The sequence below is a fragment of the Ruegeria sp. BF8 genome (assembly GCF_056538625.1).
Window position 1 is genome coordinate 184,525 of sequence record NZ_JBQFTL010000002.1, and the last position, 17,911, is coordinate 202,435.

The 17,911-nt window shown below is 61.8% G+C and carries 18 protein-coding genes; 8 read left to right on the forward strand and 10 right to left on the reverse strand.

The window, feature by feature from the left end; translation table 11 throughout:
• Positions 1-12: 12 nt before the first annotated feature.
• The 4 genes from ACR0LD_RS08435 to ACR0LD_RS08450 all read right to left on the reverse strand — a co-directional run bounded on the left by ACR0LD_RS08435 (position 13) and on the right by ACR0LD_RS08450 (position 4,859).
• A complete protein-coding gene (locus ACR0LD_RS08435) occupies positions 13-678 on the reverse strand; it encodes an NnrU family protein (RefSeq protein ID WP_480636453.1) in 666 nt (221 codons plus the stop codon).
• A 105-nt stretch (positions 679-783) separates the two neighbouring features.
• Positions 784-2,850, reverse strand: a complete 2,067-nt coding sequence (locus ACR0LD_RS08440) for an ABC transporter permease (protein WP_480636455.1) — start codon at positions 2,848-2,850, stop codon at positions 784-786.
• Positions 2,847-3,899 (reverse strand): quaternary amine ABC transporter ATP-binding protein, encoded by a 1,053-nt coding sequence (locus tag ACR0LD_RS08445; RefSeq protein ID WP_093964806.1) that lies wholly within the window; start codon positions 3,897-3,899, stop codon positions 2,847-2,849. The genes ACR0LD_RS08440 and ACR0LD_RS08445 overlap by 4 nt, the downstream gene beginning before the upstream one ends.
• Positions 3,900-3,908: 9 nt before the next feature.
• On the reverse strand, positions 3,909-4,859 hold the full coding sequence (locus tag ACR0LD_RS08450) for an ABC transporter substrate-binding protein (protein WP_170340840.1): 951 nt from the start codon (positions 4,857-4,859) through the stop codon (positions 3,909-3,911).
• Between the two features lie 397 nt (positions 4,860-5,256).
• On the opposite strand from ACR0LD_RS08450, the gene ACR0LD_RS08455 reads away from it, so the two are divergent.
• Both ACR0LD_RS08455 and ACR0LD_RS08460 read left to right on the forward strand, forming a co-directional pair.
• The gene (locus ACR0LD_RS08455) at positions 5,257-5,919 is read left to right on the forward strand and encodes a DNA-3-methyladenine glycosylase I (protein WP_170365692.1); all 663 of its coding nucleotides are present in this window, start codon (positions 5,257-5,259) and stop codon (positions 5,917-5,919) included.
• A gap of 40 nt (positions 5,920-5,959) precedes the next feature.
• Positions 5,960-6,646, forward strand: a complete 687-nt coding sequence (locus ACR0LD_RS08460; protein ID WP_170340237.1) for a hypothetical protein — start codon at positions 5,960-5,962, stop codon at positions 6,644-6,646.
• A gap of 3 nt (positions 6,647-6,649) precedes the next feature.
• On the opposite strand, the gene ACR0LD_RS08465 is transcribed toward ACR0LD_RS08460, so the two are convergent.
• Positions 6,650-7,054, reverse strand: a complete 405-nt coding sequence (locus tag ACR0LD_RS08465) for a c-type cytochrome (protein ID WP_170340235.1) — start codon at positions 7,052-7,054, stop codon at positions 6,650-6,652.
• 95 nt (positions 7,055-7,149) lie between these two features.
• On the opposite strand from ACR0LD_RS08465, the gene ACR0LD_RS08470 reads away from it, so the two are divergent.
• Complete coding sequence (locus ACR0LD_RS08470) at positions 7,150-7,587, forward strand: DMT family transporter (RefSeq protein ID WP_170340233.1); 438 nt, start codon at positions 7,150-7,152, stop codon at positions 7,585-7,587.
• On the opposite strand, the gene ACR0LD_RS08475 is transcribed toward ACR0LD_RS08470, so the two are convergent.
• From ACR0LD_RS08475 to ACR0LD_RS08485, 3 genes are all read right to left on the reverse strand, one after another.
• Complete coding sequence (locus tag ACR0LD_RS08475) at positions 7,571-8,257, reverse strand: ABC transporter ATP-binding protein (protein ID WP_480636457.1); 687 nt, start codon at positions 8,255-8,257, stop codon at positions 7,571-7,573. The two genes, ACR0LD_RS08470 and ACR0LD_RS08475, sit on opposite strands and share 17 nt — an antisense overlap.
• On the reverse strand, positions 8,250-9,536 hold the full coding sequence (locus tag ACR0LD_RS08480; RefSeq protein ID WP_480636459.1) for a lipoprotein-releasing ABC transporter permease subunit: 1,287 nt from the start codon (positions 9,534-9,536) through the stop codon (positions 8,250-8,252). The genes ACR0LD_RS08475 and ACR0LD_RS08480 overlap by 8 nt, the downstream gene beginning before the upstream one ends.
• An 81-nt stretch (positions 9,537-9,617) precedes the next feature.
• The gene (locus tag ACR0LD_RS08485) at positions 9,618-10,622 is read right to left on the reverse strand and encodes a DUF6492 family protein (protein WP_480636461.1); all 1,005 of its coding nucleotides are present in this window, start codon (positions 10,620-10,622) and stop codon (positions 9,618-9,620) included.
• A gap of 312 nt (positions 10,623-10,934) precedes the next feature.
• On the opposite strand from ACR0LD_RS08485, the gene ACR0LD_RS08490 reads away from it, so the two are divergent.
• On the forward strand, positions 10,935-11,294 hold the full coding sequence (locus ACR0LD_RS08490) for a hypothetical protein (protein ID WP_170340824.1): 360 nt from the start codon (positions 10,935-10,937) through the stop codon (positions 11,292-11,294).
• On the opposite strand, the gene ACR0LD_RS08495 is transcribed toward ACR0LD_RS08490, so the two are convergent.
• Both ACR0LD_RS08495 and proS read right to left on the reverse strand, forming a co-directional pair.
• Positions 11,291-12,184, reverse strand: a complete 894-nt coding sequence (locus ACR0LD_RS08495) for a glycosyltransferase family 2 protein (protein WP_480636462.1) — start codon at positions 12,182-12,184, stop codon at positions 11,291-11,293. The genes ACR0LD_RS08490 and ACR0LD_RS08495 overlap by 4 nt on opposite strands.
• Positions 12,168-13,508, reverse strand: coding sequence for a proline--tRNA ligase (proS, locus tag ACR0LD_RS08500; protein ID WP_170340821.1), 1,341 nt, complete (start codon positions 13,506-13,508; stop codon positions 12,168-12,170). The genes ACR0LD_RS08495 and proS overlap by 17 nt, the downstream gene beginning before the upstream one ends.
• Before the next feature lie 165 nt (positions 13,509-13,673).
• Here proS and ACR0LD_RS08505 point away from each other — a divergent pair, with 165 nt between their 5' ends.
• The 4 genes from ACR0LD_RS08505 (at position 13,674) to ACR0LD_RS08520 (ending at position 17,863) form a co-directional block, all read left to right on the forward strand.
• On the forward strand, positions 13,674-15,038 hold the full coding sequence (locus ACR0LD_RS08505; RefSeq protein WP_480636464.1) for an FAD-dependent oxidoreductase: 1,365 nt from the start codon (positions 13,674-13,676) through the stop codon (positions 15,036-15,038).
• On the forward strand, positions 15,038-16,012 hold the full coding sequence (locus ACR0LD_RS08510) for an isopenicillin N synthase family dioxygenase (RefSeq protein ID WP_170525192.1): 975 nt from the start codon (positions 15,038-15,040) through the stop codon (positions 16,010-16,012). Before ACR0LD_RS08505 ends, ACR0LD_RS08510 begins: the two co-directional genes overlap by 1 nt.
• A gap of 87 nt (positions 16,013-16,099) precedes the next feature.
• Positions 16,100-17,173, forward strand: a complete 1,074-nt coding sequence (locus ACR0LD_RS08515; protein WP_170357245.1) for an AI-2E family transporter — start codon at positions 16,100-16,102, stop codon at positions 17,171-17,173.
• Positions 17,174-17,863: an HdaA/DnaA family protein gene (locus ACR0LD_RS08520; RefSeq protein WP_480636467.1), complete on the forward strand. Its 690-nt coding sequence runs from the start codon at positions 17,174-17,176 to the stop codon at positions 17,861-17,863.
• Positions 17,864-17,911 lie beyond the last annotated feature (48 nt).

Here is a 17,911-nt window from a genome sequence, read left to right on the forward strand (position 1 = left end):
CCAGCACCCGCATCAAGGCAGCGGAGACACTCCGATCACCGGCGCGTGCAGGTGCAACAGCGCGACATAGGCCAGCCCCGCCACCAACCAGACCCAAGGCCGCGGCCAGGGGCTTGGCAGCCGCAGCGACAGGCGTGCTGTGTTGCGCGACAGGCGCGTCCAATCGGGCCCCATCTCGCGCGCCTTGCGCCTGTCGATCAGGGCCATGCCCATCCAAGCGAAACCCGCGAACAGGCCGAACAGAACCACATGCGCCAGGCTACCATTGGCCAGCAGATGCGCCAGCGCCCACAGCATCATCGCCAGCAGGATCGGGTGGCGGGTGGTGCGCAGGATGCCGGGCTGCTCGGGGTTGAACGGGCGGCGTCCCAGCCCGCCGAAGGAAAACGGGTTGGTCGCCGCCAGCCCGGCCACCGCCAGCCAGCAGACGACGGGCATCACCAGCAGCGGCACCCAGCGCAGGATCGCCAGCGGCGGGATGACCTCGACATAGGGCGCGTTGGCCGCGGCCACGATCAGCCAAGCCAGAACTGCCAGCGACAGCGCGGAATAAACTGCGAAATAAGGCCCGCGCCCCATCAACCCGATCAGCCGCCCGCGCACTGCCGGACGCGCCGGAATGGCGTGACTGAGCACAAAGATCAGAAGTGCAGCAACAAAAGCGCCCCAACCGGCCATGGTCATCTCCGCCTGTTTTGCGCCCGAGATACCGGGGGAAACGGCCCCGGTCCTTGTCCAAAATCAAGTGTGGTCGGGGGCAGCTGCGCCGCCCCCGATCCAAGGCTACAGGCCCAGCGCCTTGCGGCGTTCCTCGGCAAATCCCTGAACCATGCGGTCGGCGACCAGCGCCAGAATGGCCATCGCCGCCCCGGCCGAAATGCCCAGCCCAACATCTGCCTGCCCCAGCGCCAGATAGATCGACTGGCCCAGACCGGTCGTGCCGATCAGCGCCGCGATCACCAGCATCGCAAAGGCGTAAAGGATCGTCTGGTTCAGCCCCAGCAGGATCGTGGGTGCAGCATAGGGCGCACGCACGTCGCGCATGATCTGCCACTCGGTCGCGCCGCTGGCGATCGCGGCCTCCATCATCTCGTCCGGGGTGTTGACCAGACCGTGACGGGTGTAGCGGATCATTGGCACGATCGCATAGGCGCAGATCGCCAGAAAGGCCGAAAACTCGCCGATCTGGAACACCATCAGCACCGGGATCAGGAACACGAACAACGGGATCGTCTGCAGCATGTCGCAGATCGGGCGCACGATCTTCCAGACCGGCGACCAGACCGCGCTGGCGAGGCCGATCAGCCCGCCGACAACGGCGCAGAAGAACACCGCCGCACCGCTGAGATAGAGCGACAGCAGCGCTCTCTCCCACAGGCCCGAGATCAGGATCGTGCTCAGCAGCGCCACCGACAACGCCGCCAGACGCCAACCGCCCGCCACCCAGCCCAACGCCGCCGCGCCGGTCAGCACGAAGGGCCATGGCAGGTTCGCGATGCCGGTTTCCAGCATGCCGATCAGGATCAGCGTGACCAGACCGCCAGTCAGGTGCCCGCGCCACGCCATCAGCAAGGCGATCACCGCACCGGCGGCGAACAGTCCAAAGCTCATGGCCGGGGTCCACTGGAACCCCCAGGTAAAGGGCAGAACCGCCTGATCCAGACCGATCCGCAGCGGCAGCAGGACATAGAACATCGAGTTGTTCTTGAGCGAATCCAGCCACGGGCCGTTATTCTGGGTAAAGGCTGTCAGGCCGCTGTCCACCGCCTCCGCGACCGGATCCAGCAGCGTCAGTTCGGACGGGTTGGGCAGCCGCGCCCAGAACAGCAGCGTGAACAGGACCGCAAAGCCAAGAACCGCCCAGACGACGCGGTTGTCATGGCGATTGCGCTCGGTTGCGAGCGTGCCGCTCATGCGGTCGATCACCACCGCAAAGACAACGATCACCATGCCGGCCAGCAGAGATTCACCGAACTGCGCCTTGCGCATGGTCAGCAGGACCTCCCAGCCGATGTCGTTGAACCCGCCGATGACCGCAGCGATGATCACCATCGACAGGGCCGCCATCAGGCACTGGTTCACACCCACCATGATCTGCGTCGCCGCCGCCGGGATTTCCACCTGGAACAGCTGCTGGAACCGGGTGCCGCCCGACATGATGGCGGCTTCCTTGATCTCGGGCTCCACGCGCTCCAACCCCAGCATCACGTTTCGCGCCATCGGCGGCGCCGCATAGATGGCCGAGGCGATCAGCCCCACCACAGGGCCAAAACCGAACAGCAGGAGCAACGGTGTCAGATAGGCAAAGGTCGGCACCGTCTGCATGATGTCCAACACCGCCTGAACGGCCGATTTCACCCGCGGCACTTCGTTGGCCAGAATGCCAATTGCACTGCCGACGATCAGCGCGACCGGGACCGATACGGCCACCAGCGCCAAGGTGTTCATGCTCTCGGCCCAATAGCCCGAGGCCAGCACGAAGCTGAGGCCCAGAAAGCACAGCGCCGCCATGGGCAACCCGCCCAAATACCAGCCGAGTGCCGTCACCAGCCCGATCAGAATTGGCCAGGGCGTATTGCCCAGCACGAAATTGGCCCAGTTCATCGGGTAGGCCATAAGGTCGGAAAACAGCCGGGCCGCCGGTTTGATCGCGTTCAGAAACCAGTCGAGGAAGGCGCCCACCCATTGTGTGGCTGGCACTTCCCATGACGCAGGCCATTTGACGAGCCAGGGCGCGTGCGGCTCAAGCGCCAGACACAGCGCGCCCACGATCAGCGTGATCAGGGCCGCCTGCGCTCCGGCTGTCAGGTGAATCCGAGTGGGTCTGGGAACATCGGCGACGACGGTCATGCGTCATCCACCTGCAGGGCTGCGGCCAGATCCGAGGGGTGCACGGTGCCGACGATCGCGCCGGTTTCGTCATGCACCGGAACGGGCTCGTACAATGCCATACAGCGCGCCAGCGCCGCGTCCAATGTCATCTTTGTTGTCAGGCCAGGGTCATCGGGACCGCGCTCGGCCTCGCCCGCTTGCATGACCGAGGCGACTTTGGCGTGCTGGCCCTTGGCCACGTCCTTTGAGAACTCGCGCACATAGTCGTCGACGGGGCGCAGAACGATATCCGTCGGCGTGCCGATCTGCACAATCTTGCCGTCCCGCATGATTGCGATGCGGTCCGCCAGCTTTAGCGCTTCTTGAATATCATGCGTGATGAAGACGATGGATTTCTTCAGCGTCGCCTGAATGCGCAGGAATTCGTCCTGCAGCTGCCGCCGGATCAACGGGTCCAAGGCCGAGAACGGCTCGTCCAAGAACCAGATGTCGGGGTTCACTGCCAAAGACCGGGCGATGCCCACGCGCTGACGCTGACCGCCCGACAGTTGCCGGGGAAAGCTGTCCTCGCGGCCCTCGAGCCCCACCAGCGAAATGACTTCCTGCGCGCGGGCCAGGCGTTCCTTGCGGCCCACACCCTGCACGCGTAGCGGATAGGCGACGTTCTCGGCCACCGTCATGTGCGGGAACAGTCCGAAATGCTGGAACACCATGCCCAGTTTCTTGCGGCGCAGTTCGGTCAGCTGCTTCTTCGGGGCACCCATCACGTTGTCGCCGTCGATGCGGATCTCGCCACCCGTACCGGGCAACAGTTGCGAGATGCAACGGATCAGGGTCGACTTGCCGGACCCCGACAGACCCATGATGACGAACAATTCACCATCGCGGACTTCGAAATTTGCATCCTGAACAGCCGGGATGAACCCCTGTTCGCGCAAATCGGCGGCGGCCTTGTCGGCGTCGTTCCCTGACCGAGACAACGCGTCGGTCAGGGCTTTTTCTGCGCCTTGGCCAAAAACCTGCCAGAGAGACTGGCAGGCAATGGCTGGCGTATTCGCGTCAGTCAATGAGGTGGCTCACTTCGTTGCCGCGTCCACGACCGGACGCCACTTGTCTTCGTTATCCGCCATCCAGGCCGCGACAACCTCTTCGACCTTGCCGCCGTCGACATCGATCGCCCCCATCATCGGCTGCTGGTCTTCGACAGCCAGTTGATAGTTGTTCAGGATTTCATACGCGGCAGGCCACTTGTCCGCCAGACCGCTCCACCCGGCTTTGAAGATGCGCGAGGGCGAGAAATCGCAGTCATTGACGGCATTGGGGTTTGGCCCCCAGGCCGGATCGTTGAAGCAGGCGTCTTCACCCGGCGGCAACTCAACGAATTTAACATCATAGGCCGACATGGCCCAATGCGGCTGCCAGAAGGTGATCAGCAGGGGCGACTTGCGTTCTGTCGAAGCGCGGAGTTCGGCAATCAGCGCGCCCTCGGACCCGGCAGGAATAGCCTTGAACGGCAGTTCAAGCCCGACCATGCGGTCTGCCCCGGGCGTACCCCAGTCAGCCGGATAGTCGACCAGACGTCCCATCGGCAGGGTCTCAGCCGTCGCAAAATTCTGTGCGCAGTCCTTCAGCGCTTCCCACGCGGGCAGGCCCGGGCAAAGGTCGGCGACATGGGCCGGATATGCGATGCCTTCCTTCGCATCGAGGCCAAGGTCGCCGATTTCGACCACGGTGCCCTCTTCAATTTTCTTGGCGTATTCGTCCGACACGTTCGACGACCAGATCTCGAGCGTGGCATCGATGTCCCCGTCAGCCAGCGCCTGGAACTGGTTCAACATGCCCGCGGTGACGAATTCAACCTGATAACCGGCGGCCTTGAGCATCTCTGCAGCGACATGCGTGGTGACGTGCTGGCCCGTCCACTCGTTGATCGCCAGTTTGATCGGCTCGTCCACCGCGCCCATGTCAGCCGCGTGCGCGGCGCCAGCGACCATGATCGCCAGAAGGCTTACATTCAGTTTTTTCATGGATTTTCTCCCTGTTTCTTTGTTTTGCCCACCCCGGCGGAAACGTGCCCGCCGGCTGACTTGTCTAACGACAATACCATGTCGCAACATGCACAAATTTGGCCGGAAAAGGAAAGCGAACAGTTCGCGTCATTCCCAATAAACGGCCTCGGTACCGCATTTGATTCCTCTCGCGCCCTCGTGTCATGGGGCGGCTTGCCCGAGGTTTCGCGGACCGGACATTGATTGACGAGTCAATCACAAACCCAATTGGGGTCGTTTGTCGAGTATTTCTTGTAACGATGGGGCAAAATCCTGATTTTCCGACTGTTTTGCCCAAATGGCAGACCTTACTGGGCGGCCGCCCTTGCATTTACCGGAACAAATTGGCAACATTTGGCGCGAAGGGAGCTTTGCGATGCACCATTTCGATGAGATCTATGGGCTGGCGGCCGACCGGCACGGCGGACCGCACGCGCTTGAAGACAAACTGTCCAAGCCCAAATCCGCCAAGGAATTGGGCGCCCTGTCAGAGGATCGGTGGCTTTCGACAATCACCAAATGCATCTTCCAGGCTGGCTTCAATTGGAAGGTCATCGAGGCGAAATGGGACGGTTTCGAGGCGGCCTTTGACGGGTTCGACGTTGGGCGCTGCGCCTTCATGGATGATGAGAAATTCGACGCGCTGTTGCAGGACACGCGCATCGTGCGCAACGGCACCAAGATCGCCACCGTGCGCGACAACGCAGCGTTTCTTATGGAACTCCGCACGGAAGGCGGCGTTGGCAAAGTGTTGGGCGGCTGGCCATCTACCGACTATGTCGGACTTTTGGACATGCTCGCAAAACGTGGTTCTCGGTTGGGCGGGGCTTCAGCCCAGTATGCGATGCGCTTTGCCGGAAGAGACAGCTTTATCCTGTCACGCGACGTAACCGCCCGTTTGATCGCCGAAGGCGTCATCGACAAGCCAGCCACCTCCAAGAAAGCGATGGCTGCGGTACAGGACGCCTTCAACACCTGGATGCGTCAATCCGGCAGGTCGTTGACCGAAATCAGCCGGGTGCTTGCGATGAGCCTCTAGAATCGCTTGCGACCGAACCACAGCGGGCTAGGGTTTGGTCATGGTCCGGTTGATTTCGATCCTGCTTTTTCTTGCTCTGTTGTCCTGCGGTCGCCCTCTGACCGAGAACGAGCGCGCCTTTGCAAGCAAGGTTCAAGGCGAAACGCTGGATCTTGACCGGGTTCGGCTGGTCGAAGGCGCGCCGGTCGCCTCCATCACCTACGAACGAAAAGCCAGACCGAGGCTGGCTTGCCGCGAGCGTATCCTGCCGCCGGTCAAGGACGAGATCGTAACCGGAAAACCGGCGGCGATCGCGCTGTTCAACCGGGTATACTTCACCAAGGACTGGTATCTTGACGACTACATGGCGCGGTACCCCGACCAGATGAACCTTGTGGCCGCCATGATCTTTGCCCATGAACTAACCCATGTCTGGCAATGGCAGAACAGGAAAACCACCGGCTATCACCCCTTGCGGGCGGCTGCCGAACATGGTGGCCGCAAGGATCCTTACCTGTTCGATCTGGATAACTCGGCCGATTTTCTGGACTACGGGTTTGAACAGCAGGGCGCCATCGTCGAGGAATATGTCTGCTGCCGCGCATTGGATCCGGACGCCCCGCGGACCCAGCGTTTGCATGACATGCTGGCCAAGCATTTCGACCCGGAAAAACTGCCGGGTGCCCGGCGAGAAAGCGACGTGGTTATCCCTTGGAGCGGTGCCAAGGTGGAAGGCATCTGCAGATGAGGTTCACTTGCCTTGCAAGGTCTTTAGATACGCGACCAGATCGGCAATCGGCTTGCTTGTCAGGATCGGCTGGCCGGCATCTGTCTTGATGGCGGTGTCCTGCCCTTCGAAATACGGCCCGTAGACCGGCATCGGACTGCCATGGCTGACCAGAGGATCGCGGCCGTCTATCCGCTGCACCACACGCGCGGTCGGAAATTTTCCGCCCGCGTCACCGAGCGTCTTCAGATTGGTCGGTTGGATTAACAGCACGCCGGCCATTGGCCCGTGTCCAGTCGCATCCAGTCCATGACAGGTGGCGCAATGGTGCAGGTAAAGCTGCTCGCCGGCTTCGGCATCCTGGGCTGCAGCACCTGTGGCGGCAATCGCACCTGCCATGGCCAAGGCCGTAAACGTCAACAGTTTCATTGCGTTCCTCCGTTCTAACGCCAAAAGCAGGGTTGCCCGAACCGTCACGACCCGCAATGATCCAGATCAACGAAATCGGCTAAGGGGTCCGGGCCATGACACATTATGCAGCCATCATGCTCGCCGCCGGGATCGGAGTTCCGATTCTCGCCGCGCTGAATGCGGCGCTCGGAAAGCTGATCGGCTCGCCCACCACCGCTGCGGTCATCCTGTTTGCCGTGGCGTTTGGATCTTCGGCGCTGGTGATGCTGCTGTTCCCCGGAACACAAGCTTTGGCAAAGGTTGCGCAGACCCCGAAACATCTGCTGTTGGGTGGGGTTCTGATTGCCTTCTACGTGCTATCCATTACCCACGTCGCACCGCATTTCGGCGTCGGCAACGCGGTGTTCTTCGTGCTGTTGGGGCAGTTGATCAGCACCGCGGCCATCGACCATTTCGGCCTTTTCGGCGCGCAGGTCACACCGCTGACCCTGATGCGCGCCGGCGGGATCGCGGTGATGGCCGTAGGCGTCGCGATCACTCAGCTGGCCTGAGCACACCCCCATCCAGCCGCAGCATCCGGTCCATACGCGCCGCAAGGTCAAGGTTGTGCGTGGCAATCAACGCCGACAGGCCGGACTCGCGCACCAAATCCATCAGCGCGGCAAAGACCTGATCCGAGGTACCCGGGTCCAGATTCCCTGTCGGCTCGTCCGCCAGCAGGACACGCGGTTCATTGGCTAGGGCCCGGCAGAAGGCCACCCGCTGCTGCTCGCCCCCCGACAAAGCTGCCGGGCGGTGGTCGGCACGGTCGGCGACGCCGACACGTCCCAGCAGATCCATCGCGCGGGCCTTGGCCGCCCTGTCGGACACCCCGTTGGCCAATTGCGGAAGCACGACATTTTCCAGCGCGGTGAATTCCGGCAGCAGGTGATGAAACTGATAGACAAAACCCACATCCCGCCGACGCATCGCGGTGCGGGTGCGGTCGCCCTTGCCGGTCGCATCCTGCCCGCCGATTTCGACCGTCCCGAAATCCGGCGTATCCAGAAGACCGGCGATATGCAGAAGGGTCGACTTGCCCGCCCCCGAAGGCGCCACAAGCGCCACCGCCTCGCCCGCCCGCAGCTCCAGATCGGCGCCGCGCAGCACCTGCACCTCGGCGGGCGTGCCTTTCAAATAGGTCTTGGTCAGGCCGGTCAGACGCAAGGTGACATCATTCATAGCGCAGCGCCTCGACCGGGTTCAGCCGCGCCGCACGGCGGGCCGGGAAATAGGTGACGAAGAAGGACAGGCCCAGCGACAGCCCCACCGCCTTGAGCACGTCCGACAGGTGCAGCTCGGCCGGCAAGGCATAGATGCCGCGGATCGCCGGATCCCAGACGCCGCCGCCCATCACGTAGTTCACGAAAGAGAAGATCGGATCGATATAGAGCGCGAACAGGCAGCCCAGGATGACGCCCATCGCGGTGCCTATGATCCCGGTGAAGGCGCCACAGATGAAGAACACCCGCAGCACCGAACCCTCGCTCAGCCCGATAGTGCGCAGGATGCCGATGTCGCGGCCCTTGTTTTTCACCAGCATGATCAGCCCCGAGACGATGTTCATCGCGGCGATCAGCACGAGGATCGACAGGATGATGAACATCACGTTGTCCTCGACCTCGAGCGCGCGCAGAAAACCGCCTGAGGCATCCTGCCATGTCCAGATCTGCGAGCGTTCTCCCGCCGCCTCAAGGATAGGGATCAGGATGGGGTTCAGGTCCTCGGGGCGATCGACCATCACTTCGATCTCGTCGGCGACGCCCTCGCGGTTGAAAAAGCTCTGCGCCTCGGAAAACGGCATGTAAACGCGGGTGCGGTCGATGTCATAGCGCCCGGCCGAAAACACGTAGACGACTTCATAGGCACTCACGCGGGGCGAGGTACCGAAGGCGGTCTTGACCCCGTTGGGCGAGGTCAGCTTGACCCGATCCCCCACCGTTGCACCGATGGCGCGGGCCGCGCCCGAGCCGATGGCGATCCCCTCCTCGAACCGGGACAGGTCGCCGTAAGCCTGATCGCTTTCGGCAATACCGGGCAGGCTGTAGAGATCGTCAGGGCGGATACCGAACACCTCGACCCCGCTGCTGCGATCGCGGTTGGTGATCAGGACCTGCCCCTTGACCAGCGGCGCAGCGCGTTGAACGCCCGGCACCCGCGCGATGCGCTCGGCCATGGCGTCGAAATCAACTATGGTGCGATCAACCTGCCCTTGCGCGTCCAGTTCGCCGGCCGAGTAGACTGTTACATGAGCGTTGGCCCCAAGAATGGTGCCCACGAATTCGGACCGGAACCCTGACCGGACCGCCAGCGTGGCGATCAGCGCGAACACGGCCAGCGTGATCCCGATCAACGAGATCCACGTCATCACGCTTACACCGCCTTCGGCACGCCGGGCGCGCAGATAGCGCCAGGCGATCTTCCATTCGAAGGCGGCAAAGGGAGGGGGTGTTCTGGCCATTCCTGCTCCGGCAAATCTGTGGTGGGGACATTTTCGGGATTTGGCTGGATGGTCAAGCCGGTTCTGGATGTACGCGCCCGTTCAACCGGCCAGCGACGCAGTTGCACTCAGCACGGACTGGGTCGTCTCACGATCACTGATCCCCCGACGCGCCAAGGCATCGAACAAGCGATCTTGGGTTTCAGGCGTCAGCATGGAAACCGCCCGGTTGTGTAGACCAAGGCTCAACAGTTCCGGTTCGTCGATCCTGGCGATCAGGTCGTCCAGCTTCTGTTGCGAATAGGTCGGCCAAAGCCCCAGCGCAGTGCTGGTTGCGTCCTCGAACCACGGGCGCAAAGCCAGATCCGACCGGAGGCAAAATGCATTCAGCAGCATGAATTCCGAGGGTCTACGGCGCGATCCGAAGAGCGACTGCACCGAACCGTAGCGTTCGTTGATCTCGCCCAACATCTCCAGAACCAACGACCTACGCACCGGGAACGGCGTCGAAAACGTCGTGGTCTTCAAAGCCTCGATATCCGGAACGGTAACCTGCAAAGCGTCCAGGCTCTGCTGCAGCCAGTTGCGGTGAAAGTCGCTTTTGACCGAAATGAAAGGAAGCCGGGCCGCTCCGCCATCCGAAAAGAACTCTGCCTCAGCGACAGACCGCAGAAACAGGTTTTTGGTGTCCAGGATAACCATCTGCTCCGCCTCGGCGATCCGTGCGGCACCCAGCTTGAGCACCTGCTGCGCGCGGTATCCGTTGTTGCCGCGCCAGCCCCCCTTTCGCACGAAAGGGATACGGTGCCGTCCTTCAATCAGAAGCCGGTCGCCCAGTGAACGCCAGGCGCATTGACCCGCCCCAAGCAGAAGGTCATCGCCCCCGACGACTCGAACCTTGGATTGCAAAGGACCATAGGCCGCCAATATGGGCTCGATACGCGCCCGCAATGCGGTTTCGTCGACGTCATTCAGGACAACATGGATGGATGCAACCTTGGCCGGATCAGCAAATCGCGCAAAAGAACGCGCCTGCAACTCGAGCAGCGGGTAATCCTTGGAATACACTATCGTGGCAAAACTCAGCACGGTCGGGTTGCCTTTCATAATCACTTGGCGCCGCTGTATCAGCTTCTCGACCGGCCGCCAAATCCGCTTTGCCGTGTTGGCGCAGAATCAGCGATCGGGCGCAAATTCCAGCAGCGGATGATTTTCGAAAGACGATTATACCGCTGGTTGTGAAGCCCATCACAGACAGGCCCTTATTGTTTCAGGTATGAAGTCAATGTGAGGTTCAGACATTAAACTGAACTTGAAATGCAACATTTTCACAGCAACTTTGTTTCGCATTTTGCTTCTTTTAAGAAATTTTGGCACCCTGATTGTGGGGGAATACATTTTAAAGAGCGGGGGTCGCTCATGAATATTGAAAAGGAAATTGAACAGGTTGGTGCGCCAGCCACGACGATCACTTCTCAGGACATGGATTGCGAAACCGCAGCGTTGCTGCGGGCCGTCATCCGACCGCTGTTTGCCGGTGCGGCCAGTTGGGCCAGTCTAGCCGACACGCTGCGCGAAAAAGGCTATCGCCTGGCATTCCAAAGCGGGCGCATGTGCCTGATGGACCGGGCGACCGGCAAACGGCTTTGCGGGTTGCGGTTCCTGGACATCGAATTGAAGGATCTGGTCCGACGTATGGGCCGCCCCGTCGTAGTCGCCCGAGGTGACAGGGCGGATGGGGAACTACTTCGCGCGCGTCCGGCGACGGGCGGGTCCTAGTACCGCCGCCAGAACTGGACGGACCGGCGTAGAGACTTGGCAAGGCCGTGTTTGGCGGCCCGCCGGATCGGCAGTGGCGTTTCCGGGCGCCTCAGCACCTCGATGAGCAGGTTTGCCGGCATATGCCCGCGGCGATAGAACTCCGCGAAATCATCCAGATCCAATCCTTGTGCCGCACGATAATCGGCAAAGAACCGTTGCCAGACTCGGGCATAGTCCTGCCCCGTCGCTTGCTGGTCGCTGGTCTCGCCTCGGTCCCAGAACAATGAAATCGGCTCATCCATCCTTTCGCCGCGATAGCCCCCGGCAACCAGTCGCAGCATCAGGTCGTAGTCCGCGGCGATGCGAAACTGTGTGTCGTGTCCCCCCAATTCCTGAAAAACATCTCGTCTCAAAAAAACAGAATTATGGCAAAACGGCATACGCTGGAGGATGGCTTTGACCGACATCCGTTTTTCCATCTTTTCCCCGCCGTCAGCGGACCGGTGCAGGGTTGACCCAAAAAGATAGTCGGGGTGGGTCGCGGTCAATCGCTCGGCCGCCCGGTTCAGAACATCATCCGCTGCCAACGAGTCGTCGGAATTGAGGAACAGCACGTATTCGCCGCGTGCGGCTTTGACGCCGCGATTCATCGCGTCGTACAGGCCTTGGTCCGGTTCACTGATCAGCCGCGTGCGCGGAGCGTCGGCGATCAAATCCTGAATGAATTTGACCGTCCCGTCCGTCGATGCTCCGTCCTGAATGATGTGCTCGGAACGGTCGCAATTCTGCCGCGCCATGCATTCGATGACGCGAGGAAATGTGTCCTGACGCCCTTGGGACAGCAGGTTCCAAGTTGCCGTGATCACCGAGATCAGCGGCGCGTCACCGGTTTCAGACGGAGCGCTCATAGATCTCGGCAATGCGGGTTACGGCGGCCTCGGGGCTCAGCTCTTCGCTTTCGCCCGTGCGGCGGCTGGTCAGTTCGACCACCCCGTTCTTCAACCCGCGCGGGCCGACGGTGATACGCCAGGGCAGGCCGATCAGGTCCATCGTGGCAAACTTGCCCCCTGCCCGCTCGTTGCGGTCGTCATAGAGCGGCTCGAGCCCCAGCGCGGTCAGCGCCTTGTAGATCTTGTCGCAGGCCGCGTCGGCCTCGTCATCGCCTTGCTTCAGGTTGACGATGCCGCAGTGGAACGGGGTCACGCCCTCGGGCCAGATGATGCCCTTGTCGTCGTGGCTGGCCTCGATAATCGCACCGATCAGGCGGCTGACGCCGATGCCGTGGCTGCCCATGTGCACCGGAACCTGCTTGCCGTCGGGGCCTTGCACCGTGGCGCCCATCGGCTCGGAATACTTGGTGCCGAAATAGAAGATCTGCCCAACCTCGATGCCACGCGCGCTGCGGCGGCGTTCCTCGGGCACCTGCTGGAACAGGGCCTCGTCATGGGTTTCGTCCGTGCGGGCATAGAGCGAGGTGAACTCCTCCATGATCGCCTGGCACTGGGCCTTGTCGTCATAGTCGATGTCGCGCTCGCCCAGACGGATATCAGTAACCGCGCTGTCATAGAACACCTCGGATTCGCCGGTATCGGCCAACACCAGGAATTCATGCGTGTCGTCACCGCCGATCGGGCCGCTGTCCGCGCGCATCGGGATCGCCTGCAGCCCCATGCGTTCATAGGTGCGCAGATAGCTGACCAGGTGGCGGTTGTAGGCGTGCAGCGCGTCTTCTTTCGTCAGGTCGAAATTGTAGCCGTCCTTCATGTAAAATTCGCGGCCGCGCATCACGCCGAAACGCGGGCGGATCTCGTCGCGGAACTTCCACTGGATCTGGTACAGGGTCAGCGGCAGGTCCTTGTAGCTGCTGACGTGACCGCGGAAGATGTCGGTGACCAGTTCCTCGGCGGTGGGGGTATAGAGCATATCGCGGCCGTGGCGGTCCTGCATACGCAGCATTTCCTGACCGTAATCATCATAACGCCCGGATTCCCGCCACAGATCGGCGGATTGCAGGATCGGCATCTGGATCGGAATGTGCCCGGCGCGGATCTGTTCCTCGTGCACAATGTTTTCCAGCTTGCGCAGCACCTTGAAACCCAGCGGCAGCCACGAATAGATCCCGGCGGCAGCCTGCTTGATCATCCCGGCGCGCAGCATCAGCCGGTGGCTGACGATCTGGGCCTCGGACGGGTTTTCCTTGAGTACGGGCAGAAAGTAACGGCTGAGGCGCATGTTTTTACCTTGCAGGTGAGAATTCCACGGCCACGTGATTATGCGAAAGCCCCGCCGGGGGCAATCGGGCAATGGCGGATTTGCGACCTCAGGTCAGTCGGAATTTTGATTGACCCGCCAATCAGGTCTCGAAACAGTGGGAAAACTTCTGAAGACGAGGCCCCGATGCAGACCATCCGCGAACCCGCCCGAGACATCCCCGTGGTGCACAAGACTGACGTACTGGTGGTGGGCTCTGGCCCGGCAGGGCTGGCCGCGGCGCTTGCTGCCGCGCGGGCCGGGGCCGAGGTCGCTCTGCTGGACCGTTTCGGCTGCATGGGCGGCAATATCACCGCTGTCGGGGTCGAGGGCTTTGCCTGGTACCGGCACGACAAGACCATCGAGGCCGGCGGCATCGGATGGGAGTTCGAGCAACGCGCCAAGGAGATGGGCGCGGCGGTCCCGGAAAGCCAATCGCTGAGCTACGAGTTGGACAGTGAGGGTTTCAAGCTGGTGGCCGACCGGTTGGTGGAAGAGGCCGGTGTCCGCCCGATGCTGCATCGCCAGTTCGTGGCCCCGATCATGGACGGCGACCGGATCACCGGTGTGATCACCGAGTCGAAGGCAGGGCGCGAGGCAATCCTTGCCCGCATCGTGATCGACGCCACGGGTGATGCCGAAGTGGCCCACCGTGCCGGCGCACCGACCCGCAAGACCGAGCCGGAACAGATGATGGCGGCCTCGGTCATGTTCCACCTGGCCGGAGTTGACAAGCGCGCCTTCATGGAGGGCGTAAAGGCCGACCCGCAGACCTACAAGGACTGGGGCGGCGGCGGTGAATGGAACATCGAGACTAGCGGCAAAGAGGACGACATGTTCTCGCCCTTCGTCTACAAGCCGTTCCAGCAGGCCATCGACCAAGGCCTCATTCCGGCGCACCTGAACACCATCGCGGGCACCTGGGGTGCAATGCATGACACGGGCGAACTGACCTATATGAACCTGATCCACCTGTCCGGGATCGACGGGACTGACCCGGACAGCCTGACCAGGGGCGAGATCGAGGGCCGCCGCCAGACCATGCTGGCGATTGACGCTCTGCGCCGGTTCATGCCCGGATGCGAAAACGCACGGCTGCGCAACTTCGGCATGACCATCGGCATCCGTGACACCCGCAAGATCGACGCGGTCTACAACATGACCGAGGACGATGTGCGCCATCAGGGCCGGTTCGAGGACACGATCGGCATCTACCCCGAGTTCATCGACGGTTTCGGCATCCTAATCCTGCCCACCACCGGGCGCTACATGCAGGTACCCTACCGCTCGATGCTGCCCAAGGGGGTGCGCGGGCTGCTGGTGGCTGGCCGGTCTCACGGGGCCGACCGCATCGCCCACGCGGCGACACGCAACATGGCCTGCTGCGCGGTGATGGGCCAAGGGGCCGGCATCGCGGCCGCCATCGCACTGAAAAGCAATCAAGAGCTGTCCGAATTGAACCTGACCCCGGTTCATTCCGAATTGGACAGACAAGGCGTGAGGATCCACTGATGGAACGCATCCCGACGATCGACATTGCGCCTTTGATGCAGGAGGCCCATCCTGACCACGGAAACATCGTCCAGCAGGTTATGGATGCGTGCACCGGGATAGGTTTCCTTTCGATCACCGGCACCGGCATCCCGCCAGAGCTGGTCGAGCGGGTCCGGGTTTGCGTTCGCGCAATCTTCGACGTGGACGAAGCCAGCAAATGGCAGCAGGCGATCACCCGCGAGAACTATCGCGGATATATCCCGATGGGGTTCTTCACCCCCAATGACGGGTCGGGACATGCGGACAAGTATGAGGGCTACAAGCTGCACCACGAAGTGGCCGAAGATGCGCCCATCCGCCGGGATTGCGCGCTGTACGGACCCAACCTCTGGCCCGCAGAAATACCGGATGCGCATGGTATCATCCTGGAATACTGGGCGCGACTGGATCAGGTGGCCGACAGCTTGCTGGGCGCGTTGGAGGCCGGGCTGGAACTGCCTGCGGGCAGCCTGCGGAATGCGTTCCGCGACCCGTTGACCAACATGACTTTGCTGCACTACCCGCCGCAGGCCCCGGAAGAGGGCGGCTATGGCATCCACCCCCACAAGGACACTGACGCGTTGACCATCATCGCCCCTGACCCGGTGGGTGGGCTGGAGGTCCAGACGCGGGGCGGCGGCTGGATCACTCCCGACTGCCCAACTGGTGGGTTTGTCGTCAACATCGGGGACATGCTCGAGCTCTGGTCCGGAGGGCGCCTGAAATCGACCCCGCACCGCGTGGTCAACCGATCCGGAAAGGAGCGCTACTCTTTTCCCTATTTCGCGGTACCACGGCACGACGTGGTGGTTTCTCCGCTGCTGCCGCCGCTGCCGGGATTTGACCGCCCGTCCGTACATTGCGGTCACTGGTCCGCCGAGATCTGGCGCACCAACTGGTCCGACGAGACCGCCGCCGAAGACACGCCGGAACTGGGCACTCTGCACGACTGAGACACAAAAACACTGATCCATGAACCGCTTGCATCGCGGGCCTTCATCAGCCAAGAACAAGGGCAACGACGCAGTCAGGAGGCCGCGATGGCGTTGCCGGTTCGGGATCAATTCAGATATTGGGGCATCGCCGCTGCGATATTCATATTGCTGTTGTGGCTGCTGGGCGACGTTCTGCTGCCATTCGTGATCGGCGGCGCAGTGGCCTATTTCCTGGATCCCGTAGCCGATCGGCTGGAGAACATGGGGCTCTCCCGCGCGGCTGCGACGGCGATCATTACCGTCTTCAGTATTCTTGCCTTTGCCTTGATGATCCTGATGGTGGTTCCGGCCCTGATCACTCAGCTGATCGATCTGGTGGACGTACTGCCCAGCCTGTTCCAGGAAATGCGAGCCTTCGTCGAGCGGCAATTCCCGTCGCTGTTGGACCGGGAATCGAACACCCACCAGTTCCTTCTTTCAATGGGCGACACGCTGAAGGGTAAAACAGGCGACATCCTCGAAACGGTCATGGCTTCGGTCGGGTCAGCGGTGAACATCGTGGTCCTTCTGGTGATTGTGCCCGTCGTGGCCGTCTACCTTTTGCTGGACTGGGACCGGATGATCGCCCGGATCAACGATCTGCTGCCCCGGGACCATGCACCGACGATCCGCAAACTGGCGGCCGATATTGACGCTGTTCTTGCCTCGTTCGTGCGCGGCATGGGTACGGTTTGCCTTATCCTGGGCACCTACTACGCAGTTGCCTTGATGATCGTCGGCCTACAATTCGGCCTGGTGGTCGGTTTCATCGCCGGGTTGGTCACCTTCATTCCCTATCTGGGCGCATTGATCGGCGGTACGCTGGCCATTGGCTTGGCGCTGTTCCAATTCTGGGGTGACTGGGCCTCGATCGGTCTGGTGGCAGGGATATTCGCCATCGGCCAAGTCGTCGAAGGCAATTTCCTGACGCCCAAACTGGTTGGTGACTCGGTCGGGCTGCACCCGGTCTGGTTGCTTCTGGCCTTGTCCGTTTTTGGCGCGCTATTCGGGTTTGTCGGCATGCTGATCGCCGTTCCAGTCGCTGCGGCCTTGGGCGTGCTTGCACGTTTCGGAACTTCGCAATATCTGACAAGCCGCCTGTACACGGGGCGTGACGAGCTGGATCCGGAAAGCGAGTGAATGGCCAAACAGCTGAGCTTTGATCTTCCGGCGATGACGGCGCTGGGGCGCGAGGATTTTTTCGTATCTCCCGCGAATGCGCTGGCCGTCGCAATGATTTCGGCCAATTCTTGGCCGGGCAACAAGCTGGTCCTGAGCGGCCCGGCCGGATCGGGCAAAACCCATCTTGCGCATGTCTGGGCCGCCGAGACAGGCGGGCGTATCGTGCAGGCCTCTGATCTGAAACACGAAGATGTTCCCGCACTTGCACAAAGTCCCGTGGCGGTCGAGGACATCCCGATGATCGCCGAGGATATAAACCAGCAGAAAACCCTGTTTCACCTCCACAATCTGGTTCTGGCCGAGGGGCATGCCCTGCTGATGACCGGGCGCCTTGCCCCCAAATACTGGGAACTGCCGCTGGCAGACCTGCAAAGCCGGGTGGAAGGTGCCCATCATGTGGCGCTTGATCCGCCCGATGATGCCTTGCTGTGCGCGGTTCTGGCCAAGCTGTTCGTCGACCGACAGCTGAACCCGGGGCCGGACGTCATCGCCTACCTCGTCAAGCACATGGATCGCCGGTTTGAAACCGCAGCCGAGGTGGTGGCCCAACTTGATCAGGTCGCTTTGGCAGAAAAGCGCGAGATCACACGGACCTTGGCCGTGCGCGTTCTGAACAACGAAATCGACACGGCGGTTTCCGGTGATTGACCCGTGGGGTCCGATTTCGCATCCTGCGCGAGGCAACGTTGGGGAGAT

Bases quoted from the DNA above. Each gene is read 5' to 3' on its own strand.
- proS (WP_170340821.1), bottom strand. From the start codon at position 13,508: ATGCGCCTCAGCCGTTACTTTCTGCCCGTACTCAAGGAAAACCCGTCC.
- ACR0LD_RS08470 (WP_170340233.1), top strand. From the start codon at position 7,150: ATGACACATTATGCAGCCATCATGCTCGCCGCCGGGATCGGAGTTCCG.
- ACR0LD_RS08505 (WP_480636464.1), top strand. From the start codon at position 13,674: ATGCAGACCATCCGCGAACCCGCCCGAGACATCCCCGTGGTGCACAAG.
- ACR0LD_RS08520 (WP_480636467.1), top strand. From the start codon at position 17,174: ATGGCCAAACAGCTGAGCTTTGATCTTCCGGCGATGACGGCGCTGGGG.
- ACR0LD_RS08450 (WP_170340840.1), bottom strand. From the start codon at position 4,859: ATGAAAAAACTGAATGTAAGCCTTCTGGCGATCATGGTCGCTGGCGCC.
- ACR0LD_RS08465 (WP_170340235.1), bottom strand. From the start codon at position 7,054: ATGAAACTGTTGACGTTTACGGCCTTGGCCATGGCAGGTGCGATTGCC.
- ACR0LD_RS08475 (WP_480636457.1), bottom strand. From the start codon at position 8,257: ATGAATGATGTCACCTTGCGTCTGACCGGCCTGACCAAGACCTATTTG.
- ACR0LD_RS08490 (WP_170340824.1), top strand. From the start codon at position 10,935: ATGAATATTGAAAAGGAAATTGAACAGGTTGGTGCGCCAGCCACGACG.
- ACR0LD_RS08455 (WP_170365692.1), top strand. From the start codon at position 5,257: ATGCACCATTTCGATGAGATCTATGGGCTGGCGGCCGACCGGCACGGC.
- ACR0LD_RS08460 (WP_170340237.1), top strand. From the start codon at position 5,960: ATGGTCCGGTTGATTTCGATCCTGCTTTTTCTTGCTCTGTTGTCCTGC.
- ACR0LD_RS08510 (WP_170525192.1), top strand. From the start codon at position 15,038: ATGGAACGCATCCCGACGATCGACATTGCGCCTTTGATGCAGGAGGCC.
- ACR0LD_RS08435 (WP_480636453.1), bottom strand. From the start codon at position 678: ATGGCCGGTTGGGGCGCTTTTGTTGCTGCACTTCTGATCTTTGTGCTC.
- ACR0LD_RS08440 (WP_480636455.1), bottom strand. From the start codon at position 2,850: ATGACCGTCGTCGCCGATGTTCCCAGACCCACTCGGATTCACCTGACA.
- ACR0LD_RS08480 (WP_480636459.1), bottom strand. From the start codon at position 9,536: ATGGCCAGAACACCCCCTCCCTTTGCCGCCTTCGAATGGAAGATCGCC.
- ACR0LD_RS08485 (WP_480636461.1), bottom strand. From the start codon at position 10,622: ATGAAAGGCAACCCGACCGTGCTGAGTTTTGCCACGATAGTGTATTCC.
- ACR0LD_RS08515 (WP_170357245.1), top strand. From the start codon at position 16,100: ATGGCGTTGCCGGTTCGGGATCAATTCAGATATTGGGGCATCGCCGCT.
- ACR0LD_RS08495 (WP_480636462.1), bottom strand. From the start codon at position 12,184: ATGAGCGCTCCGTCTGAAACCGGTGACGCGCCGCTGATCTCGGTGATC.